The sequence below is a fragment of the Rhizobium sp. 01T444 genome (assembly GCF_056398305.1).
This window is the reverse complement of the sequence record NZ_JBFTPD010000026.1, coordinates 16,966-42,950: the sequence shown is the minus strand read 5'-3', so window position 1 is coordinate 42,950 and position 25,985 is coordinate 16,966. Positions and strand designations below refer to the sequence as shown.

The window sequence follows — 25,985 nt, the reverse complement described above, 5'->3', positions numbered from 1 at the left end:
CTCAGAGAGGATAAATTGGCATTCATCGGAGAAGTTCGCCGCAAACCGATGGATTCAAAGTCAATGGTGAGACATTTCGATAGTCGTGCCGAGCTCGATCCAACCGACATTGCCATGATCGAAACCTTGCAAGGCGACGGGCGCATCAGCGTTTCCGAACTTGGAAGAAGGGTAGGCCTCTCGCAGCCGGCAGCGTCGGAACGCCTGAAGCGGCTTGAAGAACGCGGCATCATCAGCGGCTACAGGGCTGTCATCGACCCTGCTTCGGTCGGGCTTGGAATGATGGCGATCATCCGCCTGCGCACCACGCACGAATATATCAAGACTTGCTTGAAGCAATTTTCGGAAATGCCTGAAGTCATTGAGGTTCTCAGGCTGACGGGAGAAGACTGTTTTCACCTGAAAGTCATCGTGCCGTCGCCGGCGGAGCTGGAAAGCATCGTCGATGCCGTTGCCCGCTACGGCTCGGTCAACACTGCGATCGTTTTACGCAGCGAGCCCACCAAACGTATCGGGCGCGAGCTCATGATGAAGAGCTGATTTCGCGGTAATCGCGATAGAGGTGCCGTGGCTGAAGCGACAGCGATGGCGCGACGAGAGCTTTGTTGCCAGGCTCAAACAGCGGCGTCGTATCGCAACGCGATACGACAAACTCGCCGTTAGATCTGTCTTACATGACGAATTCGTCACGACAGCCTAATTCGATCTCACCGTTTTGCTGGCGATCAGCATGACGAGCTCTTCGGAGGCATCCGCAAGYGCCAGTGCCAATTCCGCTGCTGACCATCCGTGTTTCTGCAGATTGGTGAGCATTCCCATCATTGCGATTTCGACGTCCCTTCTGCAGTTCGAAGTCTGTTTCAATTCGATGTGGTTCTGGTCTTCCGTCGTGATCATCTTAGCCTCCGTTTGCCCATAAGAGGGCAGTTCGCATCAGAATTCTCCAGGTTCGATAGAATGGGGTTGCGCGTCAGCATCAGGCTCATACGCATCGACTCAATGGCGCCTGAATTTGCGCGCAACCCCTCGCTTCGTCCCACTTGGCCTTGCTAACGATCGCCTCAATCCCCCCAGTTGAGTGATCAAGGAAGCCTCCGTAGCCGGTTATAAGTATTCTTTTTGGCGGCTGCAGGTTGTGTGACGAAGAGTCTCTGCAATGGGCCGAAGCTTATGCAGAAAGCGCACGAATATTTCCCGGGTAGTTCACGACTACCTTCTCGTACTCTCGTGTTTTTTCTTGAGTTCTTGTCGTTTCACCTGGAATTGCTCCGTCTCTATGGGGCGCTGGCAGGTGAAGTATTCTGGTCTATTCCGTTCTCATTCGGGAATTAACCGTGCTTATTTAAATACAGCCATGGGACGCAATTGTCGTTATCCGCGCGTCCTGAAAATTATCGTTGCGTACATTTCTGATCCAAAGGGATTATGATAAACAACTTATGGAGGTGGCTGCTTGCCGATTCCCGGCTAGGGCGGTTTCTGGCGGCGATTTTGTCGCAAAAACGATTGTTCACTCTCAATTTCAACGGCCCGGTCGGATCGATTGGCACGCTGGAGGGATTGGATGGCTACGGGTTCTGGATCTGGAGATGACCCCGCTGCGGGGCAGGCATGGCCGGCCCATCTGGAGCGGCGGCGCTGGCCGCGCGAGCCGGCCATGGAGAAGGAGCGACTTCAGGATGTCGCGCCTGCGCTGGTGCCCCTGCGTTTCTCGACGAGGGATTTGCCGGCGAAAGACCAGTTCCAGGCCTGGCGTGCGCATATGGCGCCGCTCGTGGATGTCCATCTGCCGGATGGAAAATCACCCGACGACGGGTTTCTTGCCGAACAGATCGGCTGGCATCTCGGCAGCGTGCTCATCGTCCAGCAGCACACACAGGCGCATGGCTATATTCGCGATCAATCCATGCTCCGTTCGAGCCCGATAGACCATTGGAACGTCGGCCTGCTTCGCAGCGGCCGGATCTGGACCGAGGTCAGCCGTCACGTTACGGAAACCGGTGCCGGCCAGGTATTTTTCAGATCTCTCAGCTATCCCTATCGCGGGCGGATGACCGATTGCGTCGCCGTGCTTGTCTTCCTGCCCTATGAATTGCTGGCCGTGGATGCAAGCCTTCTCCAGGGTGCCAACAATACGCTTCTGTCCGGTAGCCTGGCTGAATTGCTCGTCAGCTATATCGCCGGTCTGGAAACGAAGCTGGGCAACCTGACGGCTGGGGAGGTGCCGCGGATCATACAAACAATCGCCGACATGGTCGTTGCAAGTGCTGCCTCATCCATAAGGTCGGATACGGGTCAAGTCCAAGGCAGTATGGGAATGATGGAGCGGGCGCATCGCTACATTCACCTCAACCTGCAATCAGACAATGTGACGCCCGACTCCATCTGCCGCGCCCTGGGCATCTCGCGCACGCGGCTCTACCAGCTGTTCGAAGCGAGCGGGGGAGTGCTGAATTATATCCGCAAGCGGCGACTGCTGCAGGCCTATGCGGATCTGAGCAACCCGGCCGATAACAGGCCAATCTCCGAGATCGCGGAGGCCGCCGGTTTCGTCGTCGCTGCCAATTTTACGCGCGCTTTCAGCCACGAATTCGGATTGAGCCCGCGTGAAATCCGAAGAACCGTGGCAACCGAGCGCCCGGCTGTTCCGGCTGCGCGTTCCACACGGCATCACGGGACAACGATCGGCGATTGGCTGACGCTTGCAGGCTGATCCGATGTCATGGTGGAGGCCTTGGCTCAGCCAAGTCTGAGATCCACCTCCGGATGCAACTTCCCGGCGGGAGACCTCCAAGAACGCCAGCCTCGTCAACTAGCACCGGATTTATCCGCGCCGAGCCGGCATGTCGATGGTCACAAAGCTGCCGCTCAATCGTCAGCAAATTGCCCCGCCACCGCCGCACCGTGCCCTCTTAACGGTCCATCGTTGCGACCTCGCCGGCCTCAAGCGGCTGAGCGATCGACCGAGGCGGTCCTGCTGCCGATCAAATCATGCACGTGAAAAGGAATGACTATGATCACTCGTTACATACCCGTCGCAACGATGACCGCTGCGGTCTTCAGCCTGCTTGCTCTCAGCCCGGCATCCGCCGTGGATCTGGCCCAGGCGCAACAGCAGCCGCCGGCGCAGGGCCAGGCGCCGATGCAGGGGCAGACCGGAGACAATGGTGCAGCCGCCCCTGTCAGCGATCAGAAAATCGAGGCCTTTGCCGTTGCCTATCAGCAGGTCGACAAGGTCAGGCAGGAATATTCGGCCAAAATCGGCGCGACGAAGGACGAGGCTGCGAAGCAAAAGCTGCAGGATGAAGCCAAAAAGCAGATGGTCGACACCGTCGAAGCCTCTAACGGCATCTCTGTCGAGGAATACTCGTCGATTCTGACGGCAGCACAGAGCGACCCGGCTCTCGCCAAGAAGGTTCTGGAAAAGATCGGCACCCCGCCGCCGGCGCAGCAGCAGCAATAGGGCTGCGCGCTTCTGCATAATCCTTAAATCGCAGAGGATTACGTCGAGGCGTACACCTCGATCACTGGGGCAAGGTCAGCGCCATCCTGGCCTGGCTCCCCCCCGATCGCCGCTGAGTATCGCTTTGCGCCTTTGGTACATCGCGTCAACAAAGGGAGGAGCTACATCCCTGCTTGGCGGCCTAAGAACAGCGGTTACAGACTATCCAGGTAGTGATCGAGATGGTTCGACCACAATGCCGGCTTGTACATCAGGGCATGGCCCGCGGCCGCCGCAATGAACTTCCCCTGTCCGCCCGCCGAGCGGAACCTTTCGAAATTTCCCCGGCAGTGCTCAATCCGATAGTACTGGTCATGCGTGCCGTGCAGCCAGAGCGTCGAAATCCCGGCTGCTGCTCCGCGTTCGAAGATGGCCGGGTTGACGATTTCATGGTTGGCGCAACCTCGGCCGAGCCAGCCGCCGTTGAAATTGACAGCACCTCGGAAGATAGCCGGACGCATGCCCGCATAGGCGATCGACAGGATACCGCCGCGCGAGACGCCCGCGATGACAAGCCGGCTCTGCTCCACATCAGGCCGCTCGCGCAGATGGCGCACGACAGCATCCACATCCTCGACGGCCCGCTCGAAGCCCGCAATCGCAATGTCGACATTGCAGGAATAGCCGGAACCATCAGGAGCAAGTCCCTCGCCATAGTCTCCGCCTGATTTGCCTCTACCCCGGCGTTGCAGAAAGAGGATCATCCAGCCCCGTTCGACGAAATGGTTTGCCACGACAGCCGGGCTCGCGGTTCTCGTATAGAAGGACTTGTTGTGGCCGCGCCCGGTGGAGCCATGGTTGAAGACGATGGTCGGATATGGTCCTTCGTGCCGGGGCCTGGCCGCAACAATTTCCAGTCGGGCATCGGGCTCGCCGGAGGGTATGAAATATTTCTCAAGCCTGGTGAGAGCTGTCGCCATCTGGATTCGCGCCCGATTTCCGCTGATGCAAACTCCCACAAGCCATTCGAAAACTGCAATGAATTTCGCAAGGCATGTGCCATGGCCGACGGGCGTGCATTGAACTAGTCTTCGGAATCGGAGAGTTCGAAACGGGAGAATTTTCGAATGGACGATGGCTGGAAGGTGGTTGAATCCAGGACGATCCTGCAGGATCGGTGGCTGAATTTGCGGGCCGACGATTGCCTGACTTCAGGTGGAGTGTCGATCTCTCCCTATTACGTGATGTCCTATCCCGACTGGATCAATATCGTTGCGATCACCCCGGACGATCGCCTCTTGCTCGTCCGCCAATATCGACATGCGGCAGGCAGGTTCTTCCTGGAAATACCGGGAGGCGGCCTCGACGAGCGGGACGCGGATAGTGAAAAGGCAGCCCGTCGCGAACTGGAGGAGGAAACCGGCTACATTGCCCAGAACTGGCAATTGATCAGCACGCTTTACCCGAATCCGGCCTCTCACACGAACCGTCTTCACACCTATCTCGCAACCGGCGCCGAGCAAAAATATCAGCAACGCCTCGATGCGGGCGAGGAGGGCCTGACCGTTCATGCCCTTCCCATTGCGGAGGTGCTGGATGGGCTGCAGGCCGGCTTGATCGGGCAGGCTCTTCACGTGTCGTCCATCCTTCTGGCGCTGCGGGTTGCCGGACGGTTGGGATAGTAGCCGACACGCCGGTGCGACATGACAAGGCCGGAGAATAGGTCTTGCTATCGTCGTTGATGTCAGAAGCTTTGCGGAGTGATCCCCTTAGCAACACTATCGATGTAATGATCGAGACAGTTCTTCCACAATGCCGGCTTGAACAGCAAGGCATGGCCCGCGGCGGCAGCAACGAATTTCCCCTGTCCGCCCGCCGACAGAAACTTTTCAAAATTTCCCCGGCAGTGCCTTATTCGATAGTACTGGTCATGACTGCCGCGCAGCCAAAGCGTCGGAATTCCGGCTGGGGCTCCACCTCCGAAGATGGTCGGGTTTATGATTTCATGATTGGCGCAACCTCTGCCAAACGCAATAACCGTCTTGGCGTGTTGTTGCTGGCCTGCTCCAACGCTAAAGCCTTCGATATCGAGCAGCAAATCTCAGTCAAGGTGCGAGCGGCACGCTGCTTACGTTGTGTGTCACAAGCGAGCAGATCAAAGCCGGTCGAAGCGGAAATGGCGGACGCGACCGCTGTTCATCAGCAGGCCGTTCACCCGGCCGTCTCCGTCGCGGGTGAAGGTGAAACGGTCGCCATCACCGAGAAAATGGTCCGGAGCGACGGCCGTCAGCGTGATTTCTCGGGACTTCACTGATTTGAACACCAGGCCCGTCTCCCTGACATTAACCTCATAGGGCATGTCGTTTTCGACCGGACGATAGGAGCCGGCCAAATCGACAAGCTCTGTTGGCGAAGGCGTATATGCCGGCAATCGCCGGTATTGATATCCGCGCTTGCCGTCGAGATAGGACGTCAGCTCGGTTGCGGGCTCACCTTTCTGTTGCTCCAACTCGATCTCATAGTTGGGGAAATCGCTGAAACGGAAACGACGATCATCGACTGCTTCAAGGGCATAGCTGCCATACTCGATGTCATAGCCTACCAGCAACTTTCCATCATGCGGCGCGAGACGGGCAACGCGGCCGGCTAGTCGCGGCTCGGCGTAATAGCCAGTCAGCAGTTCCAATGCATTCGCGTCGGGTTGCGGAAACGGGTTCGGCACAGGCGTTGATACCGGCTGTAACACATCCGCGAGATAGATATCGGCGACCCGTCGGACGAGATCGCTGGGTACGATCGACCCGAAGTTGGCGAGGATCGCCACGGAGAAATGCTGCTCGGGAAAACGGATGATATCGGAGCGGAAGCCGGCATCGCCGCCGGTATGTTCGACGATCGTTATGCCGCGATAGGTACCGATGCCGAGGCCCGAGGCATAGCCGATTTCACTGCCATCGTTCAGCTGGCCGCGTTTGGGCATCTCTGCGATGACATCCGGCCCTCCCACGCGCCCATGGTAGAAATTTTCGTCCCAAAGCGCGAGATCTTCGACTGTCGTCAGCAGGCTGGTCGCGCCCACAGTGTCGAAATTGGTGTTCGAGATCTCCACCCCGAACTCCGTCTTCACATAACCGTCGGCGACATTCTTGACGACCTCGGCATAGTTGTCGCGAAAGAACGTATTGCGCATGCCGAGGGGTTCGAAAATCCGGGCCGAGGTAAAGGCACGCAGGGACTGGCCGCTGACCGCCTTCACGACTTGTGCGAGCAAGGCATAACCCGTGTTGCAATAGAGATGTTCGTCGCCCGGCTGGAAATTCAGGTCTTGCTGGCGGGAGACGACGGCGAGGATGTCGTCGTCGGTGATCAGGTCCTTGGAGTAACGCCAGCCTGCAAGGGCCAGCAATTCCCAATGATCGCGGATGCCGCTGGTATGGTGGAGCAGATGTCGCAGCGTGATCGGCGCGCCGAAATCAGGTAGGTCGGGCACGTATTTCCGCACGGCATCATCGAGCGACAATTTTCCTTCTGATGACAGCAGCAGGATTGCAAATGCCGTGAACTGTTTGGAGACGGATGCCGAATGGAAGACAGTGGACGGCCCGATCGCGATGCCATAGGCCAGATTGGCCATGCCGAAGCCGCGCTTATAGACAACATCCCCATCGCGTATGACCGCGACCGCGCAGCCGGGCGAATCTTGATTGTTCCAGGCCTCGAATAGTTGATCGACGCGTTCGGCTTCCGTCATCCGTCTCTCCCAAATCATTTTCATATGGCAAGGAAGCGGAGAGCTGAATCTTTCGATCGTAAGTTTGTCGAAGCATCACTATCCATCTTCGCACTAAACGCAACTATGGAGGGTCAATTCGATCCTTGCAATGGACGATCGTACATAGCGATGTGATTGCGACACCGCTCTGATGTCCTTTGTCAATGTTTTGGCCACGAGGAATCCCACGCTCCACAGAACGTCCGGGCATGATGATCGCGTATGGGTGGAGGCGGAACTCAAGGACGTCGGTGATCAAGCTCTGATGCGCGGATTGGATACCGCATTCCCGATAATGCGTCCGGGGCTATTCCTATCTTACTACGGGCGTCGGTCGGTACCGGCCACAAAGCGGCTGACGGATGTTCCCCTGCCGTTGTCCCGCCTCCGCCCATGCGCGAGGTGTAAGTTGGCTGCGGTGACCTATGTCCTGTTCGCCTGCGCCTCCCTTGCAACAGCCCACATGAAGCCAGCCAGTTCACGAGCAATTGCGGTGCAAACTACCGTCGTTCGTTTTCCCCGTGCTGCGAGCAAGCGATATCGAGCTGTCAATCTGCTCTGAGCTTTCCACGCGGTCTCTCTGACTGCCGGAGGCGCTTCTCGCAGGAGATAAAGCTTCCTCACGCCCAGCTTAGGTGGATGCCGGTACGTCCAGGCACTCTCAACAAGCATGTGCCGAACTCGTCCATTGCCAGCCTTCGTTATCGCGCCTCGTCTTACGGTCTCCCCCGTGGATCGCTCGCCAGGAACGAGACCGAGATAGCCCATCAATTGGCGTGGGCTTTCAAAGCGGGTCACGTCACCGACTTCCGTGGCAAAGGTGACGGCGACAATCAGATCGACCCCGCGCAGCGTTTGCAGCGCTCGAACAACCGGGCCGAGAGACCAGTCCGGAACGAATTCCTCAATCACTTTCTCCAATCGTTCGACACGCTCCTTCGAGATGCGAACTGCCTCGACCATTTCTTGCAGTGCTATCTGATGTGCCGGATGATCGAACCACTGCTCTTGCAGCCAGTGCAGATACCGCATCGTCCAGCCTTTCTTGCGCGGATAGACGCGCCCGTGCTTGAGCATGAAGGCACTTACCTGTTGCCGATGAACCCGCAACGTCTCGACAGCGGCAGAGCGGGCGCGAACGAGATCTCGCATAGCTTCGTGACCCTCGTCGGGAACCCAGACCGCCGTGAGCTCGCCGGCCCTCAATAGCCGGGCGAGCAAGCGCGTCTCGACGGTTCGTCTTGACGCGATCACCAGGCTTTCTCGGGATCAGCGACGGAGCGACCACCATGCAGTCATGGCCCAGCGACTTGATGAGCCGGTGGAGGCCGTAACCGGTGGGGCCAGCCTCGTAGCAGAAATGCACCTGATCAAACTTTGCGGCTATACGCTGGATAATGCGGCGCATGCTGGCATCCGATGCCTCAACCTCGCCGACATAACGGATCTCTCCGTTCCGGCCAGATTCAGCAATCGCAATCGCATTCCTCAGCTTGGCAACATCGATTCCAACAAAAGCTTCTCTATAATCTGCCACGGCTCGTCCTCCTGTGATGAGGATCGGCTCGGCCTGTCCGAGCAACCCTCGGAAGACCAGTGTAGGGCGAGCCACCTCAGCCACGAAGAAGGACATACGGACTTACGCTTCTTCTCCGCAGGCCATGTGAGACATCGATTTCATGAACCGGGTCTGCTATCGATCGGCAGTTGTTGAGTCCCCGCATCCATGGTCCGTCTTCTCGTCACATATATGGAACAGCTTGCGCCCCCGCAGGGCGGTGCATTGTCGTCTCCGCTTGCGGCCGCCGGCATCGCGGAGGAGCGTCCTGATGCGGACGACTATCTCAGCCTCTATCAATCCATAGGGATGCCCCTGCAATGGGACGAGCGTCTCAGGATGACAAGGGAAGGGCTTCTGGCGTTTCTGCGCACCCGTTCCACAGCGCTCTACATTTTGCGACACGACGGACAATCGGTCGGGCTCTGCGAATTCGTGGGCGTGGGCGAAAAGGATGTGGAGCTGAAGCATTTTGGCCTCGTTCCCGATGTCCAGGGCCGTCGTCTCGGACCTTATCTGTTGGATTGGTCGCTGCGAGCGATATGGAACCATCGACCTGACCGCGTGTGGCTCCACACCGACACCTGGGATCATCCTAAAGCCAAAGCCACCTACGAGCGCATCGGCTTCAAGGCCTATGCCGAAGTCTGGGAAGAGTTTCCGGACTGATCCCGCCTCGCAAGCCAGCGCATGCACCGGCAACCGGGGCAGGGTGCGTGCTCCCTGAAAGAGCACGCAGCAGCATCAATCGTCAATCAGCGGAAACCGCCGGCGGCGACCAGTCGTTCGCCAGTCAGCCAACCGGCATCGTCAGAAGCGAGGAAGGTCGCGACCGTGGCGATATCGTTGGGCTGGCCGATGCGCGCGAGCGGGGTCTGTGCCACCGCGTTGTGCTCGAAATCCGATCCCATGACGCCTGCGGTGTGCGTACCTTCGGTCTCGACGATGCCGGGGAGGATGGCGTTGACGCGGATCTTGCGCGGGCCAAGCTCCTTGGCGAGCACGCCGGTGATGGCGTCCACGGCTCCCTTGGTGCCGGTATAGACGGCCGAAGCGGGGGGAGTGAGGCTCGTTACCACGGACGAGATGTTGATGACGCTGCCGCCCTCGCCAATGTGTTTGACAGCGGCCTGGGTGGTCAGCAGCAGGCCCAGAACGTTCACGTTGAACTGGCGGTGATAGTGTTCCTCGGTGATCTCTTCGATCGCCCCGAATTCGTAGACGCCGGAATTATTGACCAGCACGTCGAGACGGCCGAATTCCCTGACTGCGGCGTCGATCAACCCTTGCGCCTGTGCCGCCTTGGAAACATCGCCCTGTACCGCGACGGCCTTGCCGCCGGCGGCAGTGATCGTCTCGACGACGGCGTCTGCACCCGCCTTGCTCGACGCGTAGTTCACCACCACTTTTGCACCTTCAGCGGCGAGCGCCTTGGCAATCGCAGCGCCGATACCCTTGGAGGCCCCTGTCACGACGGCGACTTTTCCAGCAAGCTTAGACATATCAATTCCTTTCGACCTGGATTGCCGCCGGGGTTGACGGCATTGTTCCATAGTTCAGAAATTCGGAACTGTTGATCTCGATTTCAAGTAGCCCTATATAAAATTCATGAGACCGCTTTTTCATCCAGCCGTCGAGGATTTGAAGCCGGAAGCGATCCTGTATGCGCTCTCCGATCCGGAGCGTGTGGCGATCTTCGCGCAAATCGCAGGCCTCGGCTCCAGCGGCACATGCACTGCGCTTTCCAATCTCGGGGGCCGAGTCATCCCCAAATCATCGTTGTCGCAGCATATGAAAGTGCTGCGCGAGGCCGGACTTATCCGGGGCGAGCGTCAAGGCGTGGAGATGCGCAACCATTCGCGCTGCCAGGAGGTGGACAGCCGCTTCCCCGGTCTCATCGGGGCCATCCTGAGCGCCTACGGACGGCCACCGGCAGCAACGAACGCAGGCTGATCACCTGATGACATCGCGGTCTGGCCGCCGCCAGCGACTTTCAAGGGAAGCCAGACGGGCTATTTTTTCTGATTGCCCGCAAAAGCGGCCGTCAAGCCAAGGCCGATGTAGACGAAGCCACTAACCCAGCGTTCAGCCTTGAGATAGACGGGACTGCGCTTTAGCCAGTTGCCGGCGGTGCCGGCAGCAAGGGCATAGGAGCTATCCGTCAGAACGCCGATCGCCGTGTAGAGAATCCCGAGAAAAGCGACCTGCATTGCCACATGGCCACGGTCGACCTCAACGAACTGCGGCAGGAAAGCCAGAAAGAACAGCGCTGTCTTCGGATTGAGGAGGTTGACTATAAAGCCCTCACGAAAGATGCGCATACGGCTGCGCGTCGGTAAACCTCCCTCGACGTCGGGAATGCCCGACGGGCCGAAGAGCTTCTTGAGGCCAAGCCAAATCAGGTAGGCCGCGCCGGCATATTTCACGACGCTGAAGGCGAGCGCAGACGATGCCAGGAGAGCCGACAACCCCACAGCGGCGGCGACGACATGAACAAGTGTGGCCGTGTGGATGCCAAGGATGGAAACGAGGCCGGCAGAACGGCCCTGCTCGACCGAGCGCGCGAAGATGTAAAGGACTGCGGGTCCAGGTACGAGAAGCAGCACGAGCGTGGCGCTGACGAACAGGCTGAGATTGGTTGCGCTGGGAATTGCCAAATCCATGATTGTCTTGCTCCGTTTCCTATGACAGTAACGATAGCATTGGTCTGCGTGCAAGGCGAGGTATGCGTATCCGACAGCGGGCCGCGCTGTGGTTCAGCTCGCCTCAATGCGGCTTTGGCTCCGCGCTTATGAGTCTGCGGCCCAGCCGACGAGGTTAATCAAACTGTTCGAGATCAATTCCCGTACAACATGAAGATCGGCCACTATGCACTCGCACAGGCCGGAAATATCTCGACCAGGCTGAACGAGGTCCGGCACCATGATGGTCATGGCTCCCGCACCCGACGCAGAAAGAACCCCGTTGCGGGAGTCCTCAAGTGCAACGCAATCACTAATGGGCAAGCCTAGCCGCTCAGCGGCCAGCAGATACGGGGCGGGGTGTGGTTTTCCCGCGATGTAGTCGCCATACGCAACAATGGTTTTGAAGCGACCTTGCAGGCCGGCTGCGGAGAGGTGCGCCTCTACAAGAGCCCGATTTGAAGAGGTGACAATGGCTGAAGGTATCTCTTCTGTTTCGAGAAGAGAGAGAATTTCCGGCAAGCCTGGCTTTGTTCGCAAATCCGTTTGAGCCATCTGTTCAAACAGCTCCGAAGCATGCCTCCAAAAATCCTCTAAAGGAGCGTCCTTTCCGAATTGCGCCAGCAAAAGTTCGCGAACAGCGGGAGCGGGTAAACCAATTGTTTCAAGATAGACGGATTGAGGCAATTGAAAACCGGCGTGTCGAGCAGCCGCTATCGTCGCATCGCGATACAGAGTTTCGGTGTCAAAAATCACCCCGTCCATGTCGAACAAGACGGCTTGGGGGATACGGGGCAGGCGCTTCATCTATGAACCTGACAAGAGCGATGTTTCCTTGGCTGCATCCGTATTGTCACGACGGCCATGAAAACACAAAGGCGATGTCAGCCTCGGGCCGGGATTGCCCCTAACTGGCCATGGACTGGTTCAGCCAGTCTTCGAACCTGATAGGACCGACATGGGCGAGGTGAAGCGGCAGCAATGTGTCGTCGTTCAGTTCGACGCCATAGTAGCGCGCGGTCTCGTCGGTGATTACCGGGCGCATGTCTTCGTTGGCTGCGACAAGCATGCGGGCGATCTCATCGAGGGCGAACTGCTCCGGTCCCGCTATTTCCACCGTATCGTTCACCGGAGGTTCCAACGCCAACTGCGTGAGCACCTCCGCGACGTCGTCGGCGGCTATGGGCCGCACCGATGCGGAAGGAAGCCGGATACCGTCATCACCTGCCGCCATGTCGATCACGCCGCTGATGAACTCGAAGAATTGCGTCGAGTGGACAAGCGTATAGGGCCGGCGGGCCGCCTTGATCAGGTTCTCCTGCACCATCTTTGCGCGGAAGTAGTCGCTCTCGACAAGGCGAGGGGTCCCGACGATCGACAGGGCGAGATAGTGGCCGACCCCTGCATCCGCGGAGGCGGCCAGCAGATTTCGGGTTGATGTCCTGAAGAATTCCAACGCGGAATTGTCTCCGAAGGATGCCGCGTTCGTGACGTCGATGACGGCGTCCGCTCCCGTGAGCGAGGTCCTCAGGCCTTCCCTCGTCACGCTGTTTACCCCGAAAGTGGGGGATGCAAGGACGACTTCGGCCCCCGCCTGCCGGAGGCTTTCAACGAGGCGCGTTCCGATGCGCCCGCTCGCTCCCATGACCGTTACTCTCATTGATCCCCTCCGTGTTTTCGCCCCTAACCTCGATCGCAACGATCAAAAGCTGGGACGATGCCGGCACTGGTTCGGCCGGCACCGCAAAAATTCGGCGCTTAGAGCGCCTGATGTCATTTTACCGGCATCACCACCGGAGCGCCCTTTTTCTTGACCAGCACGACGATGAATTTCGCCGGTTTCGTCTTGCTCGCGTTACGGCTGATCAGGTGAATGTCGGAAGGGCCCTCGTAGAACGTCTCGCCTGGAGACAAGGTCACTTCCTTTCCTCCTTTGACCTGCATCACGATCGAGCCCTCGAGAACGTAGACGAAGGCGTCCGCCTCATGCTTGTGAACCGGCGAGGAGCCTCCCGGTCGGTAATCGACCGAAATCATGAGTCCCTCCTTGCCCGGATAGTCCGGAAGGTCCTTGCTCATGAGCGATGTTACTTTTGCAGTGTCGTCGGCGGCAGCAGCCAAAGTGCCGGAGAGACAGATGCTGGCTGACACCAGCAATGCGGATAGGGCAAAATTCATTGTCGTAACCCTCTTCGTTGCCGTGCGAAAATGCGTTTAGAGCCTGCAAGCCATTGCAAGCTACCTGGACTGCTGGGACTGGCGGAACCAATCGGCAAAGCCGATTTTGCCGAGCCTCGCACCCTCGCCAGGCACGAGCGAGCGATCGTCCAKCTCGGCCCCGAAGTAGCGCGCGTGAACATCCGCCTCGACGGTGCGCGGATCATTGATCGCCTTCAGATAACGGCCGATGATCTCATTCATGCGGGAGCGCTCCGGACCTGCAATTTCGATCATCCCATTGATCGGCCTTGCAAGGGCAACGTCCGCCACGATGTCGGCAACGTCGTCTGACGCTATGGGTTGGAACGCCGCAGGAGAGAGCCGGGCAACAGTCCCGACGGTCGCTTCATCGGCGATGCCCTTCAAGAACTCCATGAACTGGGTCGAATGAATGATCGTGTACGGGATCGGCGATCCCTTGATGAGCCTCTCCTGGGCCAGTTTGGCCCTGAAATAGCCGTTCTCCGGCAGCCGTTCCGATCCGACGATGGACAAGGCGATATGGTGTTTCACGCCGGCGTCGCGTTCTGCGGCGAGCAGATTGCGGCCCGATGTCTCGAAGAAGTCCAGGACTGCCTGGTCTTCCCAGGACGGCGCGTTTGAGAGATCGACGACCACGTCGGCCCCGGCGAGCGCGCTCGCCAGTCCTTCCCCGGTGACGGTGTTGACGCCGGTTTTCGGGGATGCGGCCAGCACCTCGTGGCCCTTGTCGCGCAGACGCGCTGCGGTCTTCGATCCGATGAGGCCGGTGCCTCCGATAAGTACGATTTTCATAACGGGTTCTCCTCCCGCGACCCTCTTGGGCCGGAGTTCCAGGTTACGATCGCGAAAGCCGACACAGCCGCGAGAAATTCCATGCTTGGATTAAGTGGAACACATCGACTGTCGTCGCCACGGTCGGCTTAGGCCGAGGGGCGATCTCGCATCGCGCGGGTATATTGTTCTCATATGAGATCGGGGGCAACCATAATTGGCGAAAGGCAGAGGCGCTCGATCGGCAAGATCGCCCGGTCCCCTTGCGCGCCGATCGTCCCTGCGCTATACACTGAACCAAATGGTTCAGTATTCGAAAGCCCGCCTCGATGCCTCGTTTGCCGCGCTCTCGGACGCCACACGACGCGGCGTTCTGGAGCAGCTCGGACGTGCAGATGCGTCGATCACGGACCTTGCCGAGAAGTTCCAGATGACGCTGACGGGCATGAAGAAGCATGTCGGCGTGCTGGAACAGGCGGGGCTCGTCACCACGCAGAAGGTCGGGCGCGTGAGGACCTGCAAGCTCGGCTTGCGCCGGCTGGAGGAAGAGGCGGCATGGATCGAGAGTTACCGCCAGCTCTGGGACGCACGCTTCGACGAATTGGACAAGGTTATCGAGGAACTGAAACGGAAGGAGAAGGACGATGGAGAGTAAGCCTACCCCCATGAAGAACCCCACGACGGTGGAACGGACGTCCGAGCGTGAGCTCGTCGTTACGCGAACCTTCAACGGCCCGGCACATATCGTGTTTGCGGCGTGGACCAAGCCCGAGCTGTTCATGCGGTGGTGGGCGCCGAAGTCGATGGGCGTGCCCATGCTTTCCTGCGATATGGATGTCCGCGTCGGAGGTGGCTACCGTGTTGCGTTTGGCCACGATGCCTCGAGCGCCATGGAATTCTTCGGCAAGTATCTCGAAGTGATACCGAACGCTCGCCTGGTCTGGACGAATGAGGAAAGTGATGACGCTGCCATCACCACGGTGACCTTCGAGGAAAAAGGCGGCAAGACACTGCTGGTGCTGCACGAACTCTATCCCTCGAAGGAAGCGTTCGACGCCAATTCCGGGGCGGAGGGCGGGATGCCCGAGCAGTTCGAGCAACTGGACGAGCTTCTCGTTGCCCTCGGCGCGGGAGGGGCATGACGTCGCCGATCTCGCGGGTGGCGCGGCGAAGACTGAGACAGTGCAGTCCAGCCTGAAGACCACGCCCTATAAATTTCAGGGCCGCCGCTGCGCAGCTACTTTTTCGGCGGCTCGAACAATTCGACGGCATTGCCCGCGGGGTCTTCGACGAGGACCTGCTTGCCGCCAAACCCGGTGACGATATCGTTGCGAAATCTGGCGCCTGATGTCTTCAGGCGTTGGACCTCGTCTTCGATATTGTCGACCTCTATCTGGATGCGGTTCCATCCGCCGGGTTCGGGCCGGCGTCCATCCGGCATGGGCTGGGAGGCGCCGCCTGGCCCCGTCGTGCCGTTCACGAGCAGGCGAAGATCGCCCCTGGTGAGCATGGCGAAGCTCGGAGCCGGATGCATGGTGAGCGCGAAGCCGAGCGACTGCGTATAGAATGCAATCGCTGCATCGACGTCGTCGACGATATAACGAACGCTGACGGTAGCCATATCAATTCCTCCTTCGGACAAAGTAGGGTGGTGGCAGCGGCAGCAAAGAGTTCGGCAGGAGTTTGGCTTGCAACCGCCAAGCGGATCGTCGGTTCATCGAAACATCGACCCATGGGAGAATATCTCTCGTCAGTGCAGTCGATCATGATCCGCGCCGCCATACTCAAAAGATACAGACGCGCTTCACGACATCATGGACCATTTGCGGGGAGACATCGAGAAGGTCGATGCGCCGCAACTCAAGGCCATGCTCGACGCTTGCCTTGAAATTCAAGGTGCGCCGCTCATTTGCAGCCTCAAGCTTGCAGCGCGCGCGAACACGCGCTGCGGAATTTTCGTTACTCGAAACGGAAGTCGGACAGGTCGACGGAGACGATCAACGGTTCGGTCAGCGCGATGTCGTCGCTTCCACGCGGAAAGATGCGCATCTTCCCGGGCAGGAGAATTCCATCGACAGACACGTAATCGCTCAGGTACCGGGCCGCTGCATTCCTGCCCTGGATGTCCACTTCGTAGTCATGCCGGACCAGAATCCCGGCGTCGTCGAAATAGAAGATCTGCTCGGCGCTGTGTGTCGCGATCTCGTCCGGAAAGGTGACATGCAGCCGCCGCCAGGTCTTTCCGTTCTCATGCCACGGCTCGATCTCCCTCGACGTAACCCCTGAGCGCTTCAGGATGAAGGGAGACGTCAGGTAGGTCCACATCGTGTAGCCAGCAAAATAGGCCACCTGGGGATCACTCCACGGCGTCTCCATCAGATAGCCTTCAAAAGACTGCCGTGGGTTGATCAGTTCTTCGACGACGGTTCCATCAGCCGTTTCAATCGCCACACGATCAGGCGTGAATGCAGACCGGTGCTGCGTGGGGGCGAAAGGCCAGTGCGAGACCCGCTCGCGCTTGAGGTCCACCTTGACGTTGCAGTTCTCCAGGACCGTCGGCTTCCCTTTCAGGCCCCATAGCGCGCCGCCCTGATACAGCCTGGCCGTCAGGGAGGAGAACTGGTTGAAGCGGTTCAGGCCGCCATGCGCTTCGATCGCCAGATTGACGAGATCGGTCATTATGTACTCCAGTCACTTGCTGAGATTGAAGGCGGCGAGCGCCGCCTCGGCGATTGCGATGTCCTGTTCGACCGAGCCGCCGCTCACGCCGATGGCGCCGATGACATTGCCGTCAAGTTCGACAGGAAACCCGCCGCCGAGGATCACGTATCGTCCGCCTCCCACGCTGCTTACCGAAAACAGCGGCTGGCCGGGCTGGATCAGCGGAACGAAGGCGGAGGAGGGCGCGTGGAAGGATCGGGCGGTCGTGGCCTTTCCGAGGGCGAGGTCGAACCCGCCAGGCCATGCGCCGTCCATCCTGATCATGGCGAGGAGATCGCCCCCGCCGTCGAGGATGGCGATGGTCGCCCTGACGCCGGTCTCCCCGGCACGGGTTTCCGCGGCCGCGATCATCGCGCGTGCGGCCGCCAGATCGAGTCTTGGATGTCGCATGACGTGTCAGGCCAGACTTATATCAGAGAGGTCGATGGAGACGACCAGCGGTTCGGACAGGCTGGAACCATCCGGCAGGCGCGGATAGATCCGGCGTTCGGTCGGGAACATCAGGCCCTGAACATTGACGTAACCGCCGATATAATGGGCGCCCGGCGTGTTGCCGGCGATCTCGACGTCGTAGTCATGGCGCTTGAGAAGCCCGGCCTCGTCGACATAGAGGGTCTGCACCGTGCTATGGGTCGCGATGCTCTTGGGGAAGGTCACCCTGAGACGCTGCCACGTTTCGCCATTCTCATGCCAGTCCGCAATCTTTTCGCTTTCGATGCCCGGTTGAGCAAGAAGGAAAGGCATGTTGAGGTAGGTCCACATGGCAATGCCGGCAAAATAGGCGAGCTGAAGCTCCGTCCACGGCGTTTCGAGTGCATGGCCCGCAAAGGAGCTGCGCGGGTCGGAAAGCGTGTCGAGATCGCTGCCGGCGGAATCCCTGAGAACGACCCTGCCGGGCTCGAAGCGGCTGACCTTGCCCTCGGGGCCGAACGGAGCGTGCGATGCCCATTCTTCCCGCAGGCCAACCGTGACATCAGTCTCGTCGAGCTTCCCGGGATGACCCTTCAACCCCCAGAGCGCGCCGCCCTGCCTGAGGTGGGCCGTCAGAGAAGAGAACCTGTTCCAGATCTCGAGACCGCCGTGGGCGTCGATGATCTTCTGCGCCAATGCATTCATTTTAGTACTCCTAAAAAGATGACGCTCAGGCGTCGAGGAAGGTCTTGACGTGCGAGACGAATGTTTCCGGATACTGGAAAAGCGCGCCGTGGCCGGAATCCGGGTAGATGATCAGCGTTGCGTTGCTCATCGCCTTGAACAGCTCGTAGGCGTTGACCGACGGAAACATCGTGTCGTCGCTGCCGTGGACGATGAGCGTCGGCTGCCCGATCGCCTTTAGCGAGGCGTGATGCGGGTCGCGCTCAGAGCACCATGCGATGATCGACGCGGCTTGCGGATCGCTGACGGTATCTGCGCTATCGGGATCGCGGTCCTGCCTCCGGGCGAGGGCGCGGTCGACGAAGGCCTCGCCGGCTCGCTGGCTTTGCGCCGACGGGGTGAAGAACAGCGGAAGCCTTACGTCCCGCGCATCTTTTGCGAAAGCCTCCCCGACCACCTGCAGCAGATGTTCCTCGCCACCTTTCGGCGCGGTGCCGGCCAGGATGATCCTGCGAACCTTGACCTTCGGCCGGACTGCCATCAGCTGGGCAAGGAAGCCACCGAGGGAAAAACCGAGCAGATCGACCTCGTCGAAGCCGAGCGCGGCTATGAAGGATTCCGCGTCCGCCGTCTGTTGCTCGACATTGTCAGGCGTGGCGCCTGACGATCTGCCGACGCCCGCATTGTCGAAGACGATGACGGTGCGCTCCGCCGCCAGCGCATCGATCACTGCAGGATCCCAGGAATCCATCGTGCCGGTGAAGTGCTGCAGAAGGATCAGCGGCGTGCCTGCATCAGGGCCGAGGCGGCGGTAAGCGAAGCGGATTCCATCCGCTTCGAGATACTGCGTGGGCGCAGTCTGCAGTGAATCGGTCATGTCAGTTCCTTTCGGGGGAGGTTTTCAAGTATCGGGGCGCGCGTCATCGCCGTCCGGTTCCAGGGGAGCCATCCGCCATGCTGCGCGAATTGTTGGGGCCGACCCGGAGCGGTTCGGCGGTTGAGGGGATCGCGGAACCGCTCAGCTGTTCACGTCGACCAGCGTGCGGCCGCGGACACGGCCTTCCAGCATTTCTGCCGCAATCCTCGGCACATCGGAGAGACCGACCTGCGTGATCGTGGATGCCAGCTTGTCGAGGTCGAGATCCGTCGCAAGCCTTGCCCATGCCTTCTGGCGGATCGCCATCGGCGCGTTCACGGAATCGATGCCGGCGAGCGCGACGCCTCGCAGGATGAACGGGAGGACGCTGGCCGGAAGATCGCGTCCGCCCACGAAGCCGCAGTTCGTCACCACGCCTGCGTATTTCGTCTGGGCAAGCACGTTTGCGAGCGTCCGGCCGCCGACGGCGTCGACCGCTCCCGCCCACCGCTCGGCAGCGATCGGCGCACCCTCCTGCGCAAGCATTGCCCGGTCGATCACTTCGCCGGCGCCGAGCCGCTGGAGATAATCGGTCTCGTTCCTCTTGCCGGTGGAGGCGACGACGCGGTAGCCGAGCCTGGACAGAATGGCGATCGCGATGGAGCCGACGCCGCCGGACGCGCCCGTGACGAGGACTTCTCCTCGTTCAGGCCCCACATCTCCATGCTCCAGGGCAAGCACGCTCAGCATCGCGGTGAAGCCAGCCGTGCCGATCGCCATGGCGTCCCGCGTCGAGATCGAGGCCGGAAGCTTGATCAGCCAGTCCGCCGGCACGCGCGCTTTCTGCGCGAACCCGCCATGATGCGTCTGGCTCAGTCCCCAACCTGTCGCGACGACCTTGTCGCCGGGTGCGAAGCGGGCGTCGCGCGAGCTTTCGACGGTTCCCGAAAAGTCGATGCCTGATATCAGCGGAAATGTCTGGATGATCCTCTGCCCGGCGAGAGCGAAGGCGTCCTTGTAGTTTACCGTCGACCAGTCGATCGCGACCGTGACACTGCCCTCCATCAGGATATCGTCCTCAACCGTCTCGACGGTTGCCGTTACGCCGTCTGCCGATTGCCTTGCGAGGATTGCTTGAAAAGACACGAAATCGTTCCTTCTTGAAATGATTTCGCTGTTGTATGTGCACTCGGAAGTCATTGAAAGAACGCACAATTACAGCCTATACTATCAATTATGTGCGTGAGGACCGAAGAGGACACCGTCGATGCGACCCAAGCGACTCCAGCCCAAGAGCGGATGTTCCGTCGAACTCACCGTCTCCATCATCGGCGGAATCTGGAAGCCGACGATCCTGGCCAACCTTCTGATGGGCAAGAAGCGTTTCATGGAACTGAACCGTCTCATGCCGGACGCGACCCACCGGGTTCTGACGCTCCAGCTGCGGGAGCTGGAGGCTGATGGCCTGATAACGCGCCACGTCTTTCCGGAGGTCCCGCCGCGCGTCGAATACGAGGCGACGCAGCTTGCGCGCTCGCTGGTGCCGATCCTTGGCAACCTCAGGGACTGGGGGGACCGATATCGCGAGGAACAGCAGAACCTTCCAGAACTGGATCCGCTCTGCCCGGCCGATGAAGCGCCGGTTTCCGCTGGTCGCAGAGCCGCGGCAGCCCGCTAGATCAGGAGCAAAACTCGGGAGACGTTCAGGCAATCGGCAGCTTTCTGCGCGGTAGTCTGCAAACGCCTGTTGCCGGTTGCTCCGAAAACGGTGCGCAGCTTCGCTCGCTTGTCTCCACCAACTGCTATTGCAGCCAGGATCATTTATTTAAACAGATCAGAAAATTCCTGCATCATCGAAGCAGATTGACTAAGGCCTTGCGCCTCAATTTTTTGACATAACGCATCCCAAGTGTATTCGGGTCGCTGGAAGCGCAATCGCATTTCGGACCACCTCGCGCGATAGAAGCCCGCCTCCGCGAGGCTTAGAAGCATATTTCTGCGCAGTGCGCCTGCTAAACAGCAGGCATCAATCAGCACCGTAAACCTGTCTGCAAAATGACTCACAGCAGGTCTGCATCCAGAACAGCCAAGTCATTCAACGCTGCTGAACGGGTTTCGTCACGCTTGTGCTTGTATGCGAACAACTCTGACGCTCTGACCTTGCGATGACGTCCGGTCTTGATATGGGGAATCTTGCCAGTTTCCAGAAGCTTGATGAGGTATGGGCGGGAGACGTTCAAACAATCAGCAGCCTCCTGCGTGGTAAGCTCTGCATCGACGGGGATCATGCGAAAGCCGCGTCCGGTTGAAACAAGCCGTAGAACTTCCATAAAGGAAGCAGCAAGAGCTGGTGACAGCGCGATTGTTTCAATCTCTCCCGTCGGCTGTGCCAATGACAGCCGTGCTCCCTCGTCAGACTTCAACTGAGAGGCGATAATCGTCCGCAATTGCTCAGCATTTTTGATTTCAACATCATCAGGAAGTCGCTCGGCAAAGGCATCTTTTCTAATCGCACTCATGTTTCCGATCCTTCGTCATCATCAGAACAAATCAAAATAGTCTGGCGCATTAAACGAAACAAGTGAATTATTCGAAACATTCGAAATTCGATAACCCGGAAGGCGTTTTCTCATTCACGCCCCTCTGGCCAACCCGTGCTCCACCAGCCGGTCGATGACCTCCGCATAGGCCACACCGCTTGCGGCCATCGCCTTGGAATACATGCTGATATCGGTAAAGCCCGGAATGGTGTTCACCTCGTTGACGACGAAGCGCATGTCTTCCATCACGAAGAAATCGACGCGGGCCATGCCGTCGCAGCCGAGTGCGCGGAAGGCGCGGGCGGCCATGTCGCGGATCCTGGCTTCGACATCGGCGGGAAGCTCGGCGGGCACTTTCAGGGCTGCACCATTTTCATCGAGATATTTGGCGGTGTAGCTGTAGAAGCCGTGGCTTTCGGCGGGTGCGATTTCGCCGGGGCGGGAGACGAAGAGGCCGCCTTTTGTGTCTTCCAGCACGCTGCATTCGATCTCGCGCCCGGCAATGAATTCCTCGGCGATGAGCTTGCGGTCGTGGCTGAARGCTTCGGCAAGGGCGGGSSCGAATTCCTGGCTGCCSGAGACTTTKCGCACRCCGACCGAGGAGCCCTGGCGGGCCGGCTTGATGAAGAGCGGCAGGCCGAGCGCGCCTTCSAGCGCCTCMAGCGCGGGYGGTGCGGCCTGATCGAGCGTCACCGAGCGGGCAACGGGCAGGCCAGCGGCCTTCAGCAGCTGCTTGGCGATATCCTTGTCGAGCGCTGTTGCCGAGCCCAGAACGCCGCAGCCGGCAAGCGGTACGCGCGCCACCTGGCAGAGGCCCTGGACCGCGCCGTCTTCCCCATGCAGGCCATGCAGCACCGGAAAGACGATATCGATCCTGCCGGCTTCGGCCGCCTTTCCATCGGGCGCGATCGCCAGCAACCGTCCACGCCCGCCGGGCACGAGGCAAAGCTCGGTGCCGGAGGAGGGCTTGTCGAGTTCGCCATCGGCGAAGCGGCTTTGCAGCCAGCGCCCGTCCTTGGTGACGAAGACGGGCAGGGCGTCGTATCTTTCCGGGTCGAGCGCGCGCATCACATTGGTTGCCGACATGACGGAGACGTCGTGCTCGCTGGAACGGCCGCCGAAAAGCACGGCGATGCGCAGCCTGGTCTGGGAAGGGCTCATCGAAATTCTCCTGAAAACAAAACCTAGAAGCTGACCGCAATGCCTCTGTTGGCGAAGAAGCGGTCGAAAGTGGCAAGCGGCAGGGTGACATCGGCCTGGGTGGCGCGCTCGTGGCCGGAAGGGTTGTGGAAGCGCACGCTATCCTCGTTGGCGGCCGTCACCAGTACAAGATGCCCGCCCTTGCCGGGTGGCTCGCGCTCCGGCCAGCGGATGGAGCTGCTGACCGAGGCGATGAAGAAGCGATGGGTCGCGAGGATTTCGGGGATGGTTTGCGTCGGGAGCTCGGTGCGCACATCTGCCGAAAGCCCGAAACGCTCGCGCACGAAGGTCACGAAGGGCGCATAGATCAGCCCCTTGATCGAGGCGTCCGCCTCGTTGACCACATAGCCGCCATAGCTGGTGCAGGCCCTTGCGAGCGACAGGATCGGATGCGCCTCGCCGCGGGCCGCCAGGATCATCTTCAGGCAGGCCATGCCGCAGACATTCACCGCCCAGCGCGCATATTCCTCAATCGTCTCGGCGCCGGAATTCTTCCACCTGACATCGCGGTGCAGGGCGGCAGCACCTTCGGCCAGCACCGGCAAGGTCATCTCGGGCGTTTCCCACTGGCTGAAATAGGGCACGTCGAGGCTCAGTTGGTTCATGTCGTCTCCGTCAGGCACTGCGATTGCGAATCCGCTTGAAAGTGGCTCAATCTAAATGCAGTTTAGTGTATCTTTGAAGATCCACTTTGCTTGTCGCGCGTGGGCCACTTGAACCAGCCATTGGGGAGCTTTGATGACGCTGACGAGAAGACGCGAAGGGCCATCGGCTTCTTTCCGCCCCACGATCGATCCGTCGTCATCAGCGCCTTTGCCGCGCCAGCTCTATCTCTCGCTGCGCAACGCCGTCGCCGAAGGGCGGTTGACCGGCGGGCAGCGGCTGCCCTCGACGCGGCTCGCCTCGACGGAATGGGCGATCTCGCGCGGCGTCATTGCCGAGGCCTATGAGATCCTGATGTCAGAGGGCTTTGCGGTCGCCCGCCATGGCTCCGGCACCTATATCGCCTCGTCCATTCCCGAGGGTGCGGCGCGCATCGATCCATCGGGTACAGGCAGCGCGCAGGCGATCCGCCGTGGCGTCTCGGCCGCYGCCACTGCTATCCTCACGCGCGGGCCAAGCCTCGAACCGCAGAAGGCGCTGCCATTCGTCACCGGCCGCATCGCCCATGACGAGCGCACGGCTCGGCTTCTGAACCGCATTGCCGTCAGGCATATGAACTATGCCTTCGAAGGCTATGGCGATATCCAGGGAGAAAGGGCGCTGAGGACCGCGATCAGCGCGCATCTCGCCGTCTCGCGCGGCGTGCGCTGCAGCCCCGACCAGATCTTCATCACGGCGGGAACCCAGCAGGCGCTCGACCTTGCCTTCCGCGTGTTGATGACGCCGGGCGATACGGCCGTCGTCGAAGACCCGTGCTATCCGCCGGCCCGGCAATGCCTGGCGCTGAATGGCATCGATGTCGTCGGACTGCCCGTCGACGCTGATGGCGTCGACATCGCGCGGCTGCTCGACGGCACGCTGCCTCCGCCTGCCGCCTTCTATGTGACGCCCTCGAACCAATATCCGGTCGGTTCCGTTCTCTCGCTCTCGCGCCGTCTCGGGCTGCTCTCTTATGCAGAAGAGAACGACTGCTGGATCATCGAGGATGATTACGACAGCGAATTCCGCTACCAGGGCCACCCGATCGCCTCGCTGCACGGCCTCGATAAGGCGGGCCGCGTTCTCTACACCGGTACGTTCAGCAAGGCACTGCTGCCGAGCCTGCGCATCGGCTACCTCGTCGTCCCTGCCGACCTCGTGCCCGCCTTCCGCGCCGTGCGCCCCGCCGTCGACCGCTGCCCGCCGAGCTTCCAGCAGCGGGTGATCGCCGATTTTCTGGAGGAGGGCTATTTTCCGGCGCATCTGCGACGACTGAGGGAGCGGCTGCGGGCCTCGCGCGATATGCTGGCCGGGTTTTTGGTGGAGCGGTTGGCGGAGCATGTGGCGGTGCTGCTGCCGGATCAGGGGATCAATCTCACGGTTCGGAGTACCGGCAGTTGGGATGATGACACGGCTGTTTCCGCTGCCGCGCTGAAGAAGGGTGTCGTAGTGATGCCGCTCTCGCGGATGAATGTGGTTTCGACGGATCGGTCGCGATTGCTGCTTGGCTTTTCCGGGCTTTCCGAGGAGGAGGCGGATATGGGGACACGGGTGCTTGCCGAGGTTTTCGGGGCGGGGCGTTTCTGCAGGGTAAGGCCGAGATAGGAGGGTAACCGGCGGCGGCTCGCGCGGGCTCGATAACCATATCGCGTCCTCAGCTTCCGCGAGTGCTGCGAATAAATCCCATCGGCGCATGCAGCGCGCAGCCGGTGTTGAACCCGATCTCTCAATACTGTCGCTTGTTTACATCTCTCAGAATATGATACTTAACGTCGAGTTTTTAGAGAAAGATCATGCTGCACCTTACCCACGATACGGAACAGCTCGCCCGCAGGCTTGCGGCCCGCATCGGCCGCAAGCCCGAAGACCTGATCCGCGCCGCGCTCGAACGCGAGGCTAAGGCGCTCGGCGTCTCCGACGAGCCGCAGACCAAGCGCCGCCGGATGACCGTGGAACAAATGCTCGCTGTCGGCGAAAAGATCACGGCCCTACCGCTGCTCGATCCGCGCTCTCCACAAGAGATCGCTGACGATCTCAACCAACCATGATCGTCGTCGACTCGTCGGCAATCCTCGCAATCCTCGAAAAGGAGAGCGACGCTACCCTTTACGCTCGCGCGATCCGCGAGGCCGATAATCTCGTGATCTCGGCCGTCAACGCACATGAAACCGCCATTGTCTTACGCGGTCGCAGAGGGCCGGAAGGTGAGGCAATGCTGTGGGCTTTCCTTGCGGCCAATGAGATAGCCGTCGCACCTTTTGATGAGGATCAGGCGCGAGGAGCTTCCGAAACTTTCGGGCGGTACGGCAAGGGCATTCACTCGAAAGCTAGGCTCAATCTTGCGGACTGCGCCGCCTACGCTCTCGCCAAGAGCCTTTCGGCTCCTCTGCTCTTCAAGGGCGACGACTTCGTACACACGGATATCGAGCAATGGCGCTGATTGGTTACGCCCGTGTCTCGAAGCGGGATCAGGCCACCGTTGCGCAGCTCTCCGCCGCTGGACTA

Annotated in this window: 31 protein-coding genes and 1 pseudogene; 12 read left to right on the top strand and 20 right to left on the bottom strand. The window is 59.9% G+C overall.

The genetic code is table 11. The annotated features are described in order from the left end of the window. Positions 1-63 precede the first annotated feature (63 nt). The gene (locus tag AC1DTN_RS27745; protein ID WP_477923554.1) at positions 64-540 is read left to right on the top strand and encodes an Lrp/AsnC family transcriptional regulator; all 477 of its coding nucleotides are present in this window, start codon (positions 64-66) and stop codon (positions 538-540) included. A 156-nt stretch (positions 541-696) separates the two neighbouring features. On the opposite strand, the gene AC1DTN_RS27740 is transcribed toward AC1DTN_RS27745, so the two are convergent. Continuing rightward, positions 697-897, bottom strand: a complete 201-nt coding sequence (locus AC1DTN_RS27740; protein WP_113323520.1) for a hypothetical protein — start codon at positions 895-897, stop codon at positions 697-699. A gap of 667 nt (positions 898-1,564) precedes the next feature. On the opposite strand from AC1DTN_RS27740, the gene AC1DTN_RS27735 reads away from it, so the two are divergent. Together AC1DTN_RS27735 and AC1DTN_RS27730 are read left to right on the top strand one after the other, a co-directional pair. Next, the gene (locus AC1DTN_RS27735; RefSeq protein ID WP_477923475.1) at positions 1,565-2,713 is read left to right on the top strand and encodes a helix-turn-helix domain-containing protein; all 1,149 of its coding nucleotides are present in this window, start codon (positions 1,565-1,567) and stop codon (positions 2,711-2,713) included. A 300-nt stretch (positions 2,714-3,013) separates the two neighbouring features. Continuing rightward, complete coding sequence (locus AC1DTN_RS27730; protein WP_477923553.1) at positions 3,014-3,463, top strand: DUF4168 domain-containing protein; 450 nt, start codon at positions 3,014-3,016, stop codon at positions 3,461-3,463. A 194-nt stretch (positions 3,464-3,657) separates the two neighbouring features. Here AC1DTN_RS27730 and AC1DTN_RS27725 read toward each other — a convergent pair whose 3' ends face one another. Then, positions 3,658-4,422 carry an alpha/beta hydrolase family protein gene (locus AC1DTN_RS27725; RefSeq protein ID WP_477923474.1) on the bottom strand — a complete coding sequence of 255 codons (765 nt, stop codon included), beginning with the start codon at positions 4,420-4,422 and terminating at the stop codon, positions 3,658-3,660. 147 nt (positions 4,423-4,569) lie between these two features. Between AC1DTN_RS27725 and AC1DTN_RS27720 the strand changes: the two genes are divergently transcribed. Continuing rightward, positions 4,570-5,124: an NUDIX hydrolase gene (locus tag AC1DTN_RS27720; protein WP_477923473.1), complete on the top strand. Its 555-nt coding sequence runs from the start codon at positions 4,570-4,572 to the stop codon at positions 5,122-5,124. 62 nt (positions 5,125-5,186) lie between these two features. On the opposite strand, the gene AC1DTN_RS27715 is transcribed toward AC1DTN_RS27720, so the two are convergent. From AC1DTN_RS27715 to AC1DTN_RS27705, 3 genes and pseudogenes are all read right to left on the bottom strand, one after another. Beyond that, entirely contained in the window at positions 5,187-5,540 is a 354-nt protein-coding gene (locus tag AC1DTN_RS27715) for a hypothetical protein (RefSeq protein WP_477923471.1), read from the bottom strand. A gap of 57 nt (positions 5,541-5,597) precedes the next feature. After that, positions 5,598-7,193, bottom strand: coding sequence for a serine hydrolase domain-containing protein (locus AC1DTN_RS27710; RefSeq protein ID WP_477923470.1), 1,596 nt, complete (start codon positions 7,191-7,193; stop codon positions 5,598-5,600). 444 nt (positions 7,194-7,637) lie between these two features. Further along, a pseudogene (locus tag AC1DTN_RS27705) lies at positions 7,638-8,751 on the bottom strand (IS110 family RNA-guided transposase). 213 nt (positions 8,752-8,964) lie between these two features. On the opposite strand from AC1DTN_RS27705, the gene AC1DTN_RS27700 reads away from it, so the two are divergent. After that, positions 8,965-9,441 carry a GNAT family N-acetyltransferase gene (locus tag AC1DTN_RS27700; RefSeq protein ID WP_477923469.1) on the top strand — a complete coding sequence of 159 codons (477 nt, stop codon included), beginning with the start codon at positions 8,965-8,967 and terminating at the stop codon, positions 9,439-9,441. An 86-nt stretch (positions 9,442-9,527) separates the two neighbouring features. On the opposite strand, the gene AC1DTN_RS27695 is transcribed toward AC1DTN_RS27700, so the two are convergent. Then, entirely contained in the window at positions 9,528-10,274 is a 747-nt protein-coding gene (locus AC1DTN_RS27695) for a glucose 1-dehydrogenase (protein ID WP_477923468.1), read from the bottom strand. A 106-nt stretch (positions 10,275-10,380) separates the two neighbouring features. Here AC1DTN_RS27695 and AC1DTN_RS27690 point away from each other — a divergent pair, with 106 nt between their 5' ends. Beyond that, positions 10,381-10,725 (top strand): ArsR/SmtB family transcription factor, encoded by a 345-nt coding sequence (locus AC1DTN_RS27690; RefSeq protein WP_310388527.1) that lies wholly within the window; start codon positions 10,381-10,383, stop codon positions 10,723-10,725. 59 nt (positions 10,726-10,784) lie between these two features. Here the strand turns inward: AC1DTN_RS27690 and AC1DTN_RS27685 are convergent, their stop codons facing one another. The 5 genes from AC1DTN_RS27685 to AC1DTN_RS27665 form a co-directional block, all read right to left on the bottom strand. Next, a complete protein-coding gene (locus tag AC1DTN_RS27685) occupies positions 10,785-11,435 on the bottom strand; it encodes a LysE family translocator (RefSeq protein ID WP_477923467.1) in 651 nt (216 codons plus the stop codon). A gap of 126 nt (positions 11,436-11,561) precedes the next feature. After that, complete coding sequence (locus AC1DTN_RS27680) at positions 11,562-12,260, bottom strand: HAD family hydrolase (RefSeq protein WP_477923466.1); 699 nt, start codon at positions 12,258-12,260, stop codon at positions 11,562-11,564. 100 nt (positions 12,261-12,360) lie between these two features. Beyond that, on the bottom strand, positions 12,361-13,113 hold the full coding sequence (locus tag AC1DTN_RS27675) for an SDR family oxidoreductase (RefSeq protein WP_477923465.1): 753 nt from the start codon (positions 13,111-13,113) through the stop codon (positions 12,361-12,363). 113 nt (positions 13,114-13,226) lie between these two features. Continuing rightward, complete coding sequence (locus AC1DTN_RS27670) at positions 13,227-13,604, bottom strand: cupin domain-containing protein (protein WP_477923464.1); 378 nt, start codon at positions 13,602-13,604, stop codon at positions 13,227-13,229. Between the two features lie 87 nt (positions 13,605-13,691). Then, complete coding sequence (locus tag AC1DTN_RS27665) at positions 13,692-14,447, bottom strand: SDR family oxidoreductase (RefSeq protein WP_477923462.1); 756 nt, start codon at positions 14,445-14,447, stop codon at positions 13,692-13,694. A 280-nt stretch (positions 14,448-14,727) separates the two neighbouring features. Between AC1DTN_RS27665 and AC1DTN_RS27660 the strand changes: the two genes are divergently transcribed. Beyond that, a complete protein-coding gene (locus AC1DTN_RS27660; protein WP_113323533.1) occupies positions 14,728-15,081 on the top strand; it encodes a helix-turn-helix domain-containing protein in 354 nt (117 codons plus the stop codon). Next, the gene (locus AC1DTN_RS27655) at positions 15,071-15,568 is read left to right on the top strand and encodes an SRPBCC family protein (RefSeq protein ID WP_442205575.1); all 498 of its coding nucleotides are present in this window, start codon (positions 15,071-15,073) and stop codon (positions 15,566-15,568) included. The genes AC1DTN_RS27660 and AC1DTN_RS27655 overlap by 11 nt, the downstream gene beginning before the upstream one ends. Positions 15,569-15,663: 95 nt before the next feature. Here AC1DTN_RS27655 and AC1DTN_RS27650 read toward each other — a convergent pair whose 3' ends face one another. The 6 genes from AC1DTN_RS27650 to AC1DTN_RS27625 form a co-directional block, all read right to left on the bottom strand. Beyond that, entirely contained in the window at positions 15,664-16,047 is a 384-nt protein-coding gene (locus tag AC1DTN_RS27650; RefSeq protein ID WP_442205576.1) for a VOC family protein, read from the bottom strand. Between the two features lie 338 nt (positions 16,048-16,385). Beyond that, positions 16,386-17,105: a hypothetical protein gene (locus AC1DTN_RS27645; RefSeq protein WP_477923461.1), complete on the bottom strand. Its 720-nt coding sequence runs from the start codon at positions 17,103-17,105 to the stop codon at positions 16,386-16,388. Between the two features lie 12 nt (positions 17,106-17,117). Next, entirely contained in the window at positions 17,118-17,537 is a 420-nt protein-coding gene (locus AC1DTN_RS27640) for a GlcG/HbpS family heme-binding protein (RefSeq protein ID WP_477923460.1), read from the bottom strand. A 6-nt stretch (positions 17,538-17,543) separates the two neighbouring features. Further along, positions 17,544-18,263 carry a hypothetical protein gene (locus AC1DTN_RS27635; protein WP_477923459.1) on the bottom strand — a complete coding sequence of 240 codons (720 nt, stop codon included), beginning with the start codon at positions 18,261-18,263 and terminating at the stop codon, positions 17,544-17,546. Between the two features lie 25 nt (positions 18,264-18,288). Then, entirely contained in the window at positions 18,289-19,119 is an 831-nt protein-coding gene (locus tag AC1DTN_RS27630) for an alpha/beta fold hydrolase (RefSeq protein WP_477923457.1), read from the bottom strand. 141 nt (positions 19,120-19,260) lie between these two features. Further along, the gene (locus tag AC1DTN_RS27625) at positions 19,261-20,244 is read right to left on the bottom strand and encodes an MDR family oxidoreductase (RefSeq protein WP_442205580.1); all 984 of its coding nucleotides are present in this window, start codon (positions 20,242-20,244) and stop codon (positions 19,261-19,263) included. A gap of 121 nt (positions 20,245-20,365) precedes the next feature. On the opposite strand from AC1DTN_RS27625, the gene AC1DTN_RS27620 reads away from it, so the two are divergent. Further along, complete coding sequence (locus AC1DTN_RS27620; RefSeq protein WP_477923455.1) at positions 20,366-20,776, top strand: winged helix-turn-helix transcriptional regulator; 411 nt, start codon at positions 20,366-20,368, stop codon at positions 20,774-20,776. Between the two features lie 382 nt (positions 20,777-21,158). On the opposite strand, the gene AC1DTN_RS27615 is transcribed toward AC1DTN_RS27620, so the two are convergent. The 3 genes from AC1DTN_RS27615 to AC1DTN_RS27605 all read right to left on the bottom strand — a co-directional run bounded on the left by AC1DTN_RS27615 (position 21,159) and on the right by AC1DTN_RS27605 (position 23,443). Further along, the gene (locus tag AC1DTN_RS27615; protein ID WP_113323542.1) at positions 21,159-21,617 is read right to left on the bottom strand and encodes a helix-turn-helix domain-containing protein; all 459 of its coding nucleotides are present in this window, start codon (positions 21,615-21,617) and stop codon (positions 21,159-21,161) included. Between the two features lie 114 nt (positions 21,618-21,731). Then, entirely contained in the window at positions 21,732-22,799 is a 1,068-nt protein-coding gene (locus AC1DTN_RS27610; protein ID WP_477923453.1) for a D-alanine--D-alanine ligase family protein, read from the bottom strand. A gap of 23 nt (positions 22,800-22,822) precedes the next feature. Then, positions 22,823-23,443, bottom strand: a complete 621-nt coding sequence (locus AC1DTN_RS27605) for a C39 family peptidase (protein WP_113323543.1) — start codon at positions 23,441-23,443, stop codon at positions 22,823-22,825. Between the two features lie 133 nt (positions 23,444-23,576). Here AC1DTN_RS27605 and pdxR point away from each other — a divergent pair, with 133 nt between their 5' ends. The 3 genes from pdxR (at position 23,577) to AC1DTN_RS27590 (ending at position 25,920) form a co-directional block, all read left to right on the top strand. Then, a complete protein-coding gene (pdxR, locus tag AC1DTN_RS27600; protein WP_477923452.1) occupies positions 23,577-25,085 on the top strand; it encodes a MocR-like pyridoxine biosynthesis transcription factor PdxR in 1,509 nt (502 codons plus the stop codon). Positions 25,086-25,273: 188 nt separating this feature from the next. Next, positions 25,274-25,528: a type II toxin-antitoxin system VapB family antitoxin gene (locus tag AC1DTN_RS27595; protein ID WP_113323545.1), complete on the top strand. Its 255-nt coding sequence runs from the start codon at positions 25,274-25,276 to the stop codon at positions 25,526-25,528. Beyond that, the gene (locus tag AC1DTN_RS27590) at positions 25,525-25,920 is read left to right on the top strand and encodes a type II toxin-antitoxin system VapC family toxin (protein WP_113323546.1); all 396 of its coding nucleotides are present in this window, start codon (positions 25,525-25,527) and stop codon (positions 25,918-25,920) included. The genes AC1DTN_RS27595 and AC1DTN_RS27590 overlap by 4 nt, the downstream gene beginning before the upstream one ends. Positions 25,921-25,985: the final 65 nt, after the last annotated feature.

Bases quoted from the DNA above. Each gene is read 5' to 3' on its own strand.
- AC1DTN_RS27690 (WP_310388527.1), top strand. From the start codon at position 10,381: ATGAGACCGCTTTTTCATCCAGCCGTCGAGGATTTGAAGCCGGAAGCG.
- AC1DTN_RS27650 (WP_442205576.1), bottom strand. From the start codon at position 16,047: ATGGCTACCGTCAGCGTTCGTTATATCGTCGACGACGTCGATGCAGCG.
- AC1DTN_RS27735 (WP_477923475.1), top strand. From the start codon at position 1,565: ATGGCTACGGGTTCTGGATCTGGAGATGACCCCGCTGCGGGGCAGGCA.
- AC1DTN_RS27745 (WP_477923554.1), top strand. From the start codon at position 64: ATGGTGAGACATTTCGATAGTCGTGCCGAGCTCGATCCAACCGACATT.
- AC1DTN_RS27685 (WP_477923467.1), bottom strand. From the start codon at position 11,435: ATGGATTTGGCAATTCCCAGCGCAACCAATCTCAGCCTGTTCGTCAGC.
- AC1DTN_RS27620 (WP_477923455.1), top strand. From the start codon at position 20,366: ATGCGACCCAAGCGACTCCAGCCCAAGAGCGGATGTTCCGTCGAACTC.
- AC1DTN_RS27730 (WP_477923553.1), top strand. From the start codon at position 3,014: ATGATCACTCGTTACATACCCGTCGCAACGATGACCGCTGCGGTCTTC.
- AC1DTN_RS27645 (WP_477923461.1), bottom strand. From the start codon at position 17,105: ATGACCGATCTCGTCAATCTGGCGATCGAAGCGCATGGCGGCCTGAAC.
- AC1DTN_RS27605 (WP_113323543.1), bottom strand. From the start codon at position 23,443: ATGAACCAACTGAGCCTCGACGTGCCCTATTTCAGCCAGTGGGAAACG.
- AC1DTN_RS27710 (WP_477923470.1), bottom strand. From the start codon at position 7,193: ATGACGGAAGCCGAACGCGTCGATCAACTATTCGAGGCCTGGAACAAT.
- AC1DTN_RS27615 (WP_113323542.1), bottom strand. From the start codon at position 21,617: ATGAGTGCGATTAGAAAAGATGCCTTTGCCGAGCGACTTCCTGATGAT.
- AC1DTN_RS27695 (WP_477923468.1), bottom strand. From the start codon at position 10,274: ATGTCTAAGCTTGCTGGAAAAGTCGCCGTCGTGACAGGGGCCTCCAAG.
- AC1DTN_RS27680 (WP_477923466.1), bottom strand. From the start codon at position 12,260: ATGAAGCGCCTGCCCCGTATCCCCCAAGCCGTCTTGTTCGACATGGAC.
- AC1DTN_RS27635 (WP_477923459.1), bottom strand. From the start codon at position 18,263: ATGAATGCATTGGCGCAGAAGATCATCGACGCCCACGGCGGTCTCGAG.
- AC1DTN_RS27590 (WP_113323546.1), top strand. From the start codon at position 25,525: ATGATCGTCGTCGACTCGTCGGCAATCCTCGCAATCCTCGAAAAGGAG.
- AC1DTN_RS27725 (WP_477923474.1), bottom strand. From the start codon at position 4,422: ATGGCGACAGCTCTCACCAGGCTTGAGAAATATTTCATACCCTCCGGC.
- AC1DTN_RS27640 (WP_477923460.1), bottom strand. From the start codon at position 17,537: ATGCGACATCCAAGACTCGATCTGGCGGCCGCACGCGCGATGATCGCG.
- AC1DTN_RS27700 (WP_477923469.1), top strand. From the start codon at position 8,965: ATGGAACAGCTTGCGCCCCCGCAGGGCGGTGCATTGTCGTCTCCGCTT.
- AC1DTN_RS27595 (WP_113323545.1), top strand. From the start codon at position 25,274: ATGCTGCACCTTACCCACGATACGGAACAGCTCGCCCGCAGGCTTGCG.
- AC1DTN_RS27720 (WP_477923473.1), top strand. From the start codon at position 4,570: ATGGACGATGGCTGGAAGGTGGTTGAATCCAGGACGATCCTGCAGGAT.
- AC1DTN_RS27655 (WP_442205575.1), top strand. From the start codon at position 15,071: ATGGAGAGTAAGCCTACCCCCATGAAGAACCCCACGACGGTGGAACGG.
- AC1DTN_RS27630 (WP_477923457.1), bottom strand. From the start codon at position 19,119: ATGACCGATTCACTGCAGACTGCGCCCACGCAGTATCTCGAAGCGGAT.
- AC1DTN_RS27675 (WP_477923465.1), bottom strand. From the start codon at position 13,113: ATGAGAGTAACGGTCATGGGAGCGAGCGGGCGCATCGGAACGCGCCTC.
- AC1DTN_RS27660 (WP_113323533.1), top strand. From the start codon at position 14,728: ATGGTTCAGTATTCGAAAGCCCGCCTCGATGCCTCGTTTGCCGCGCTC.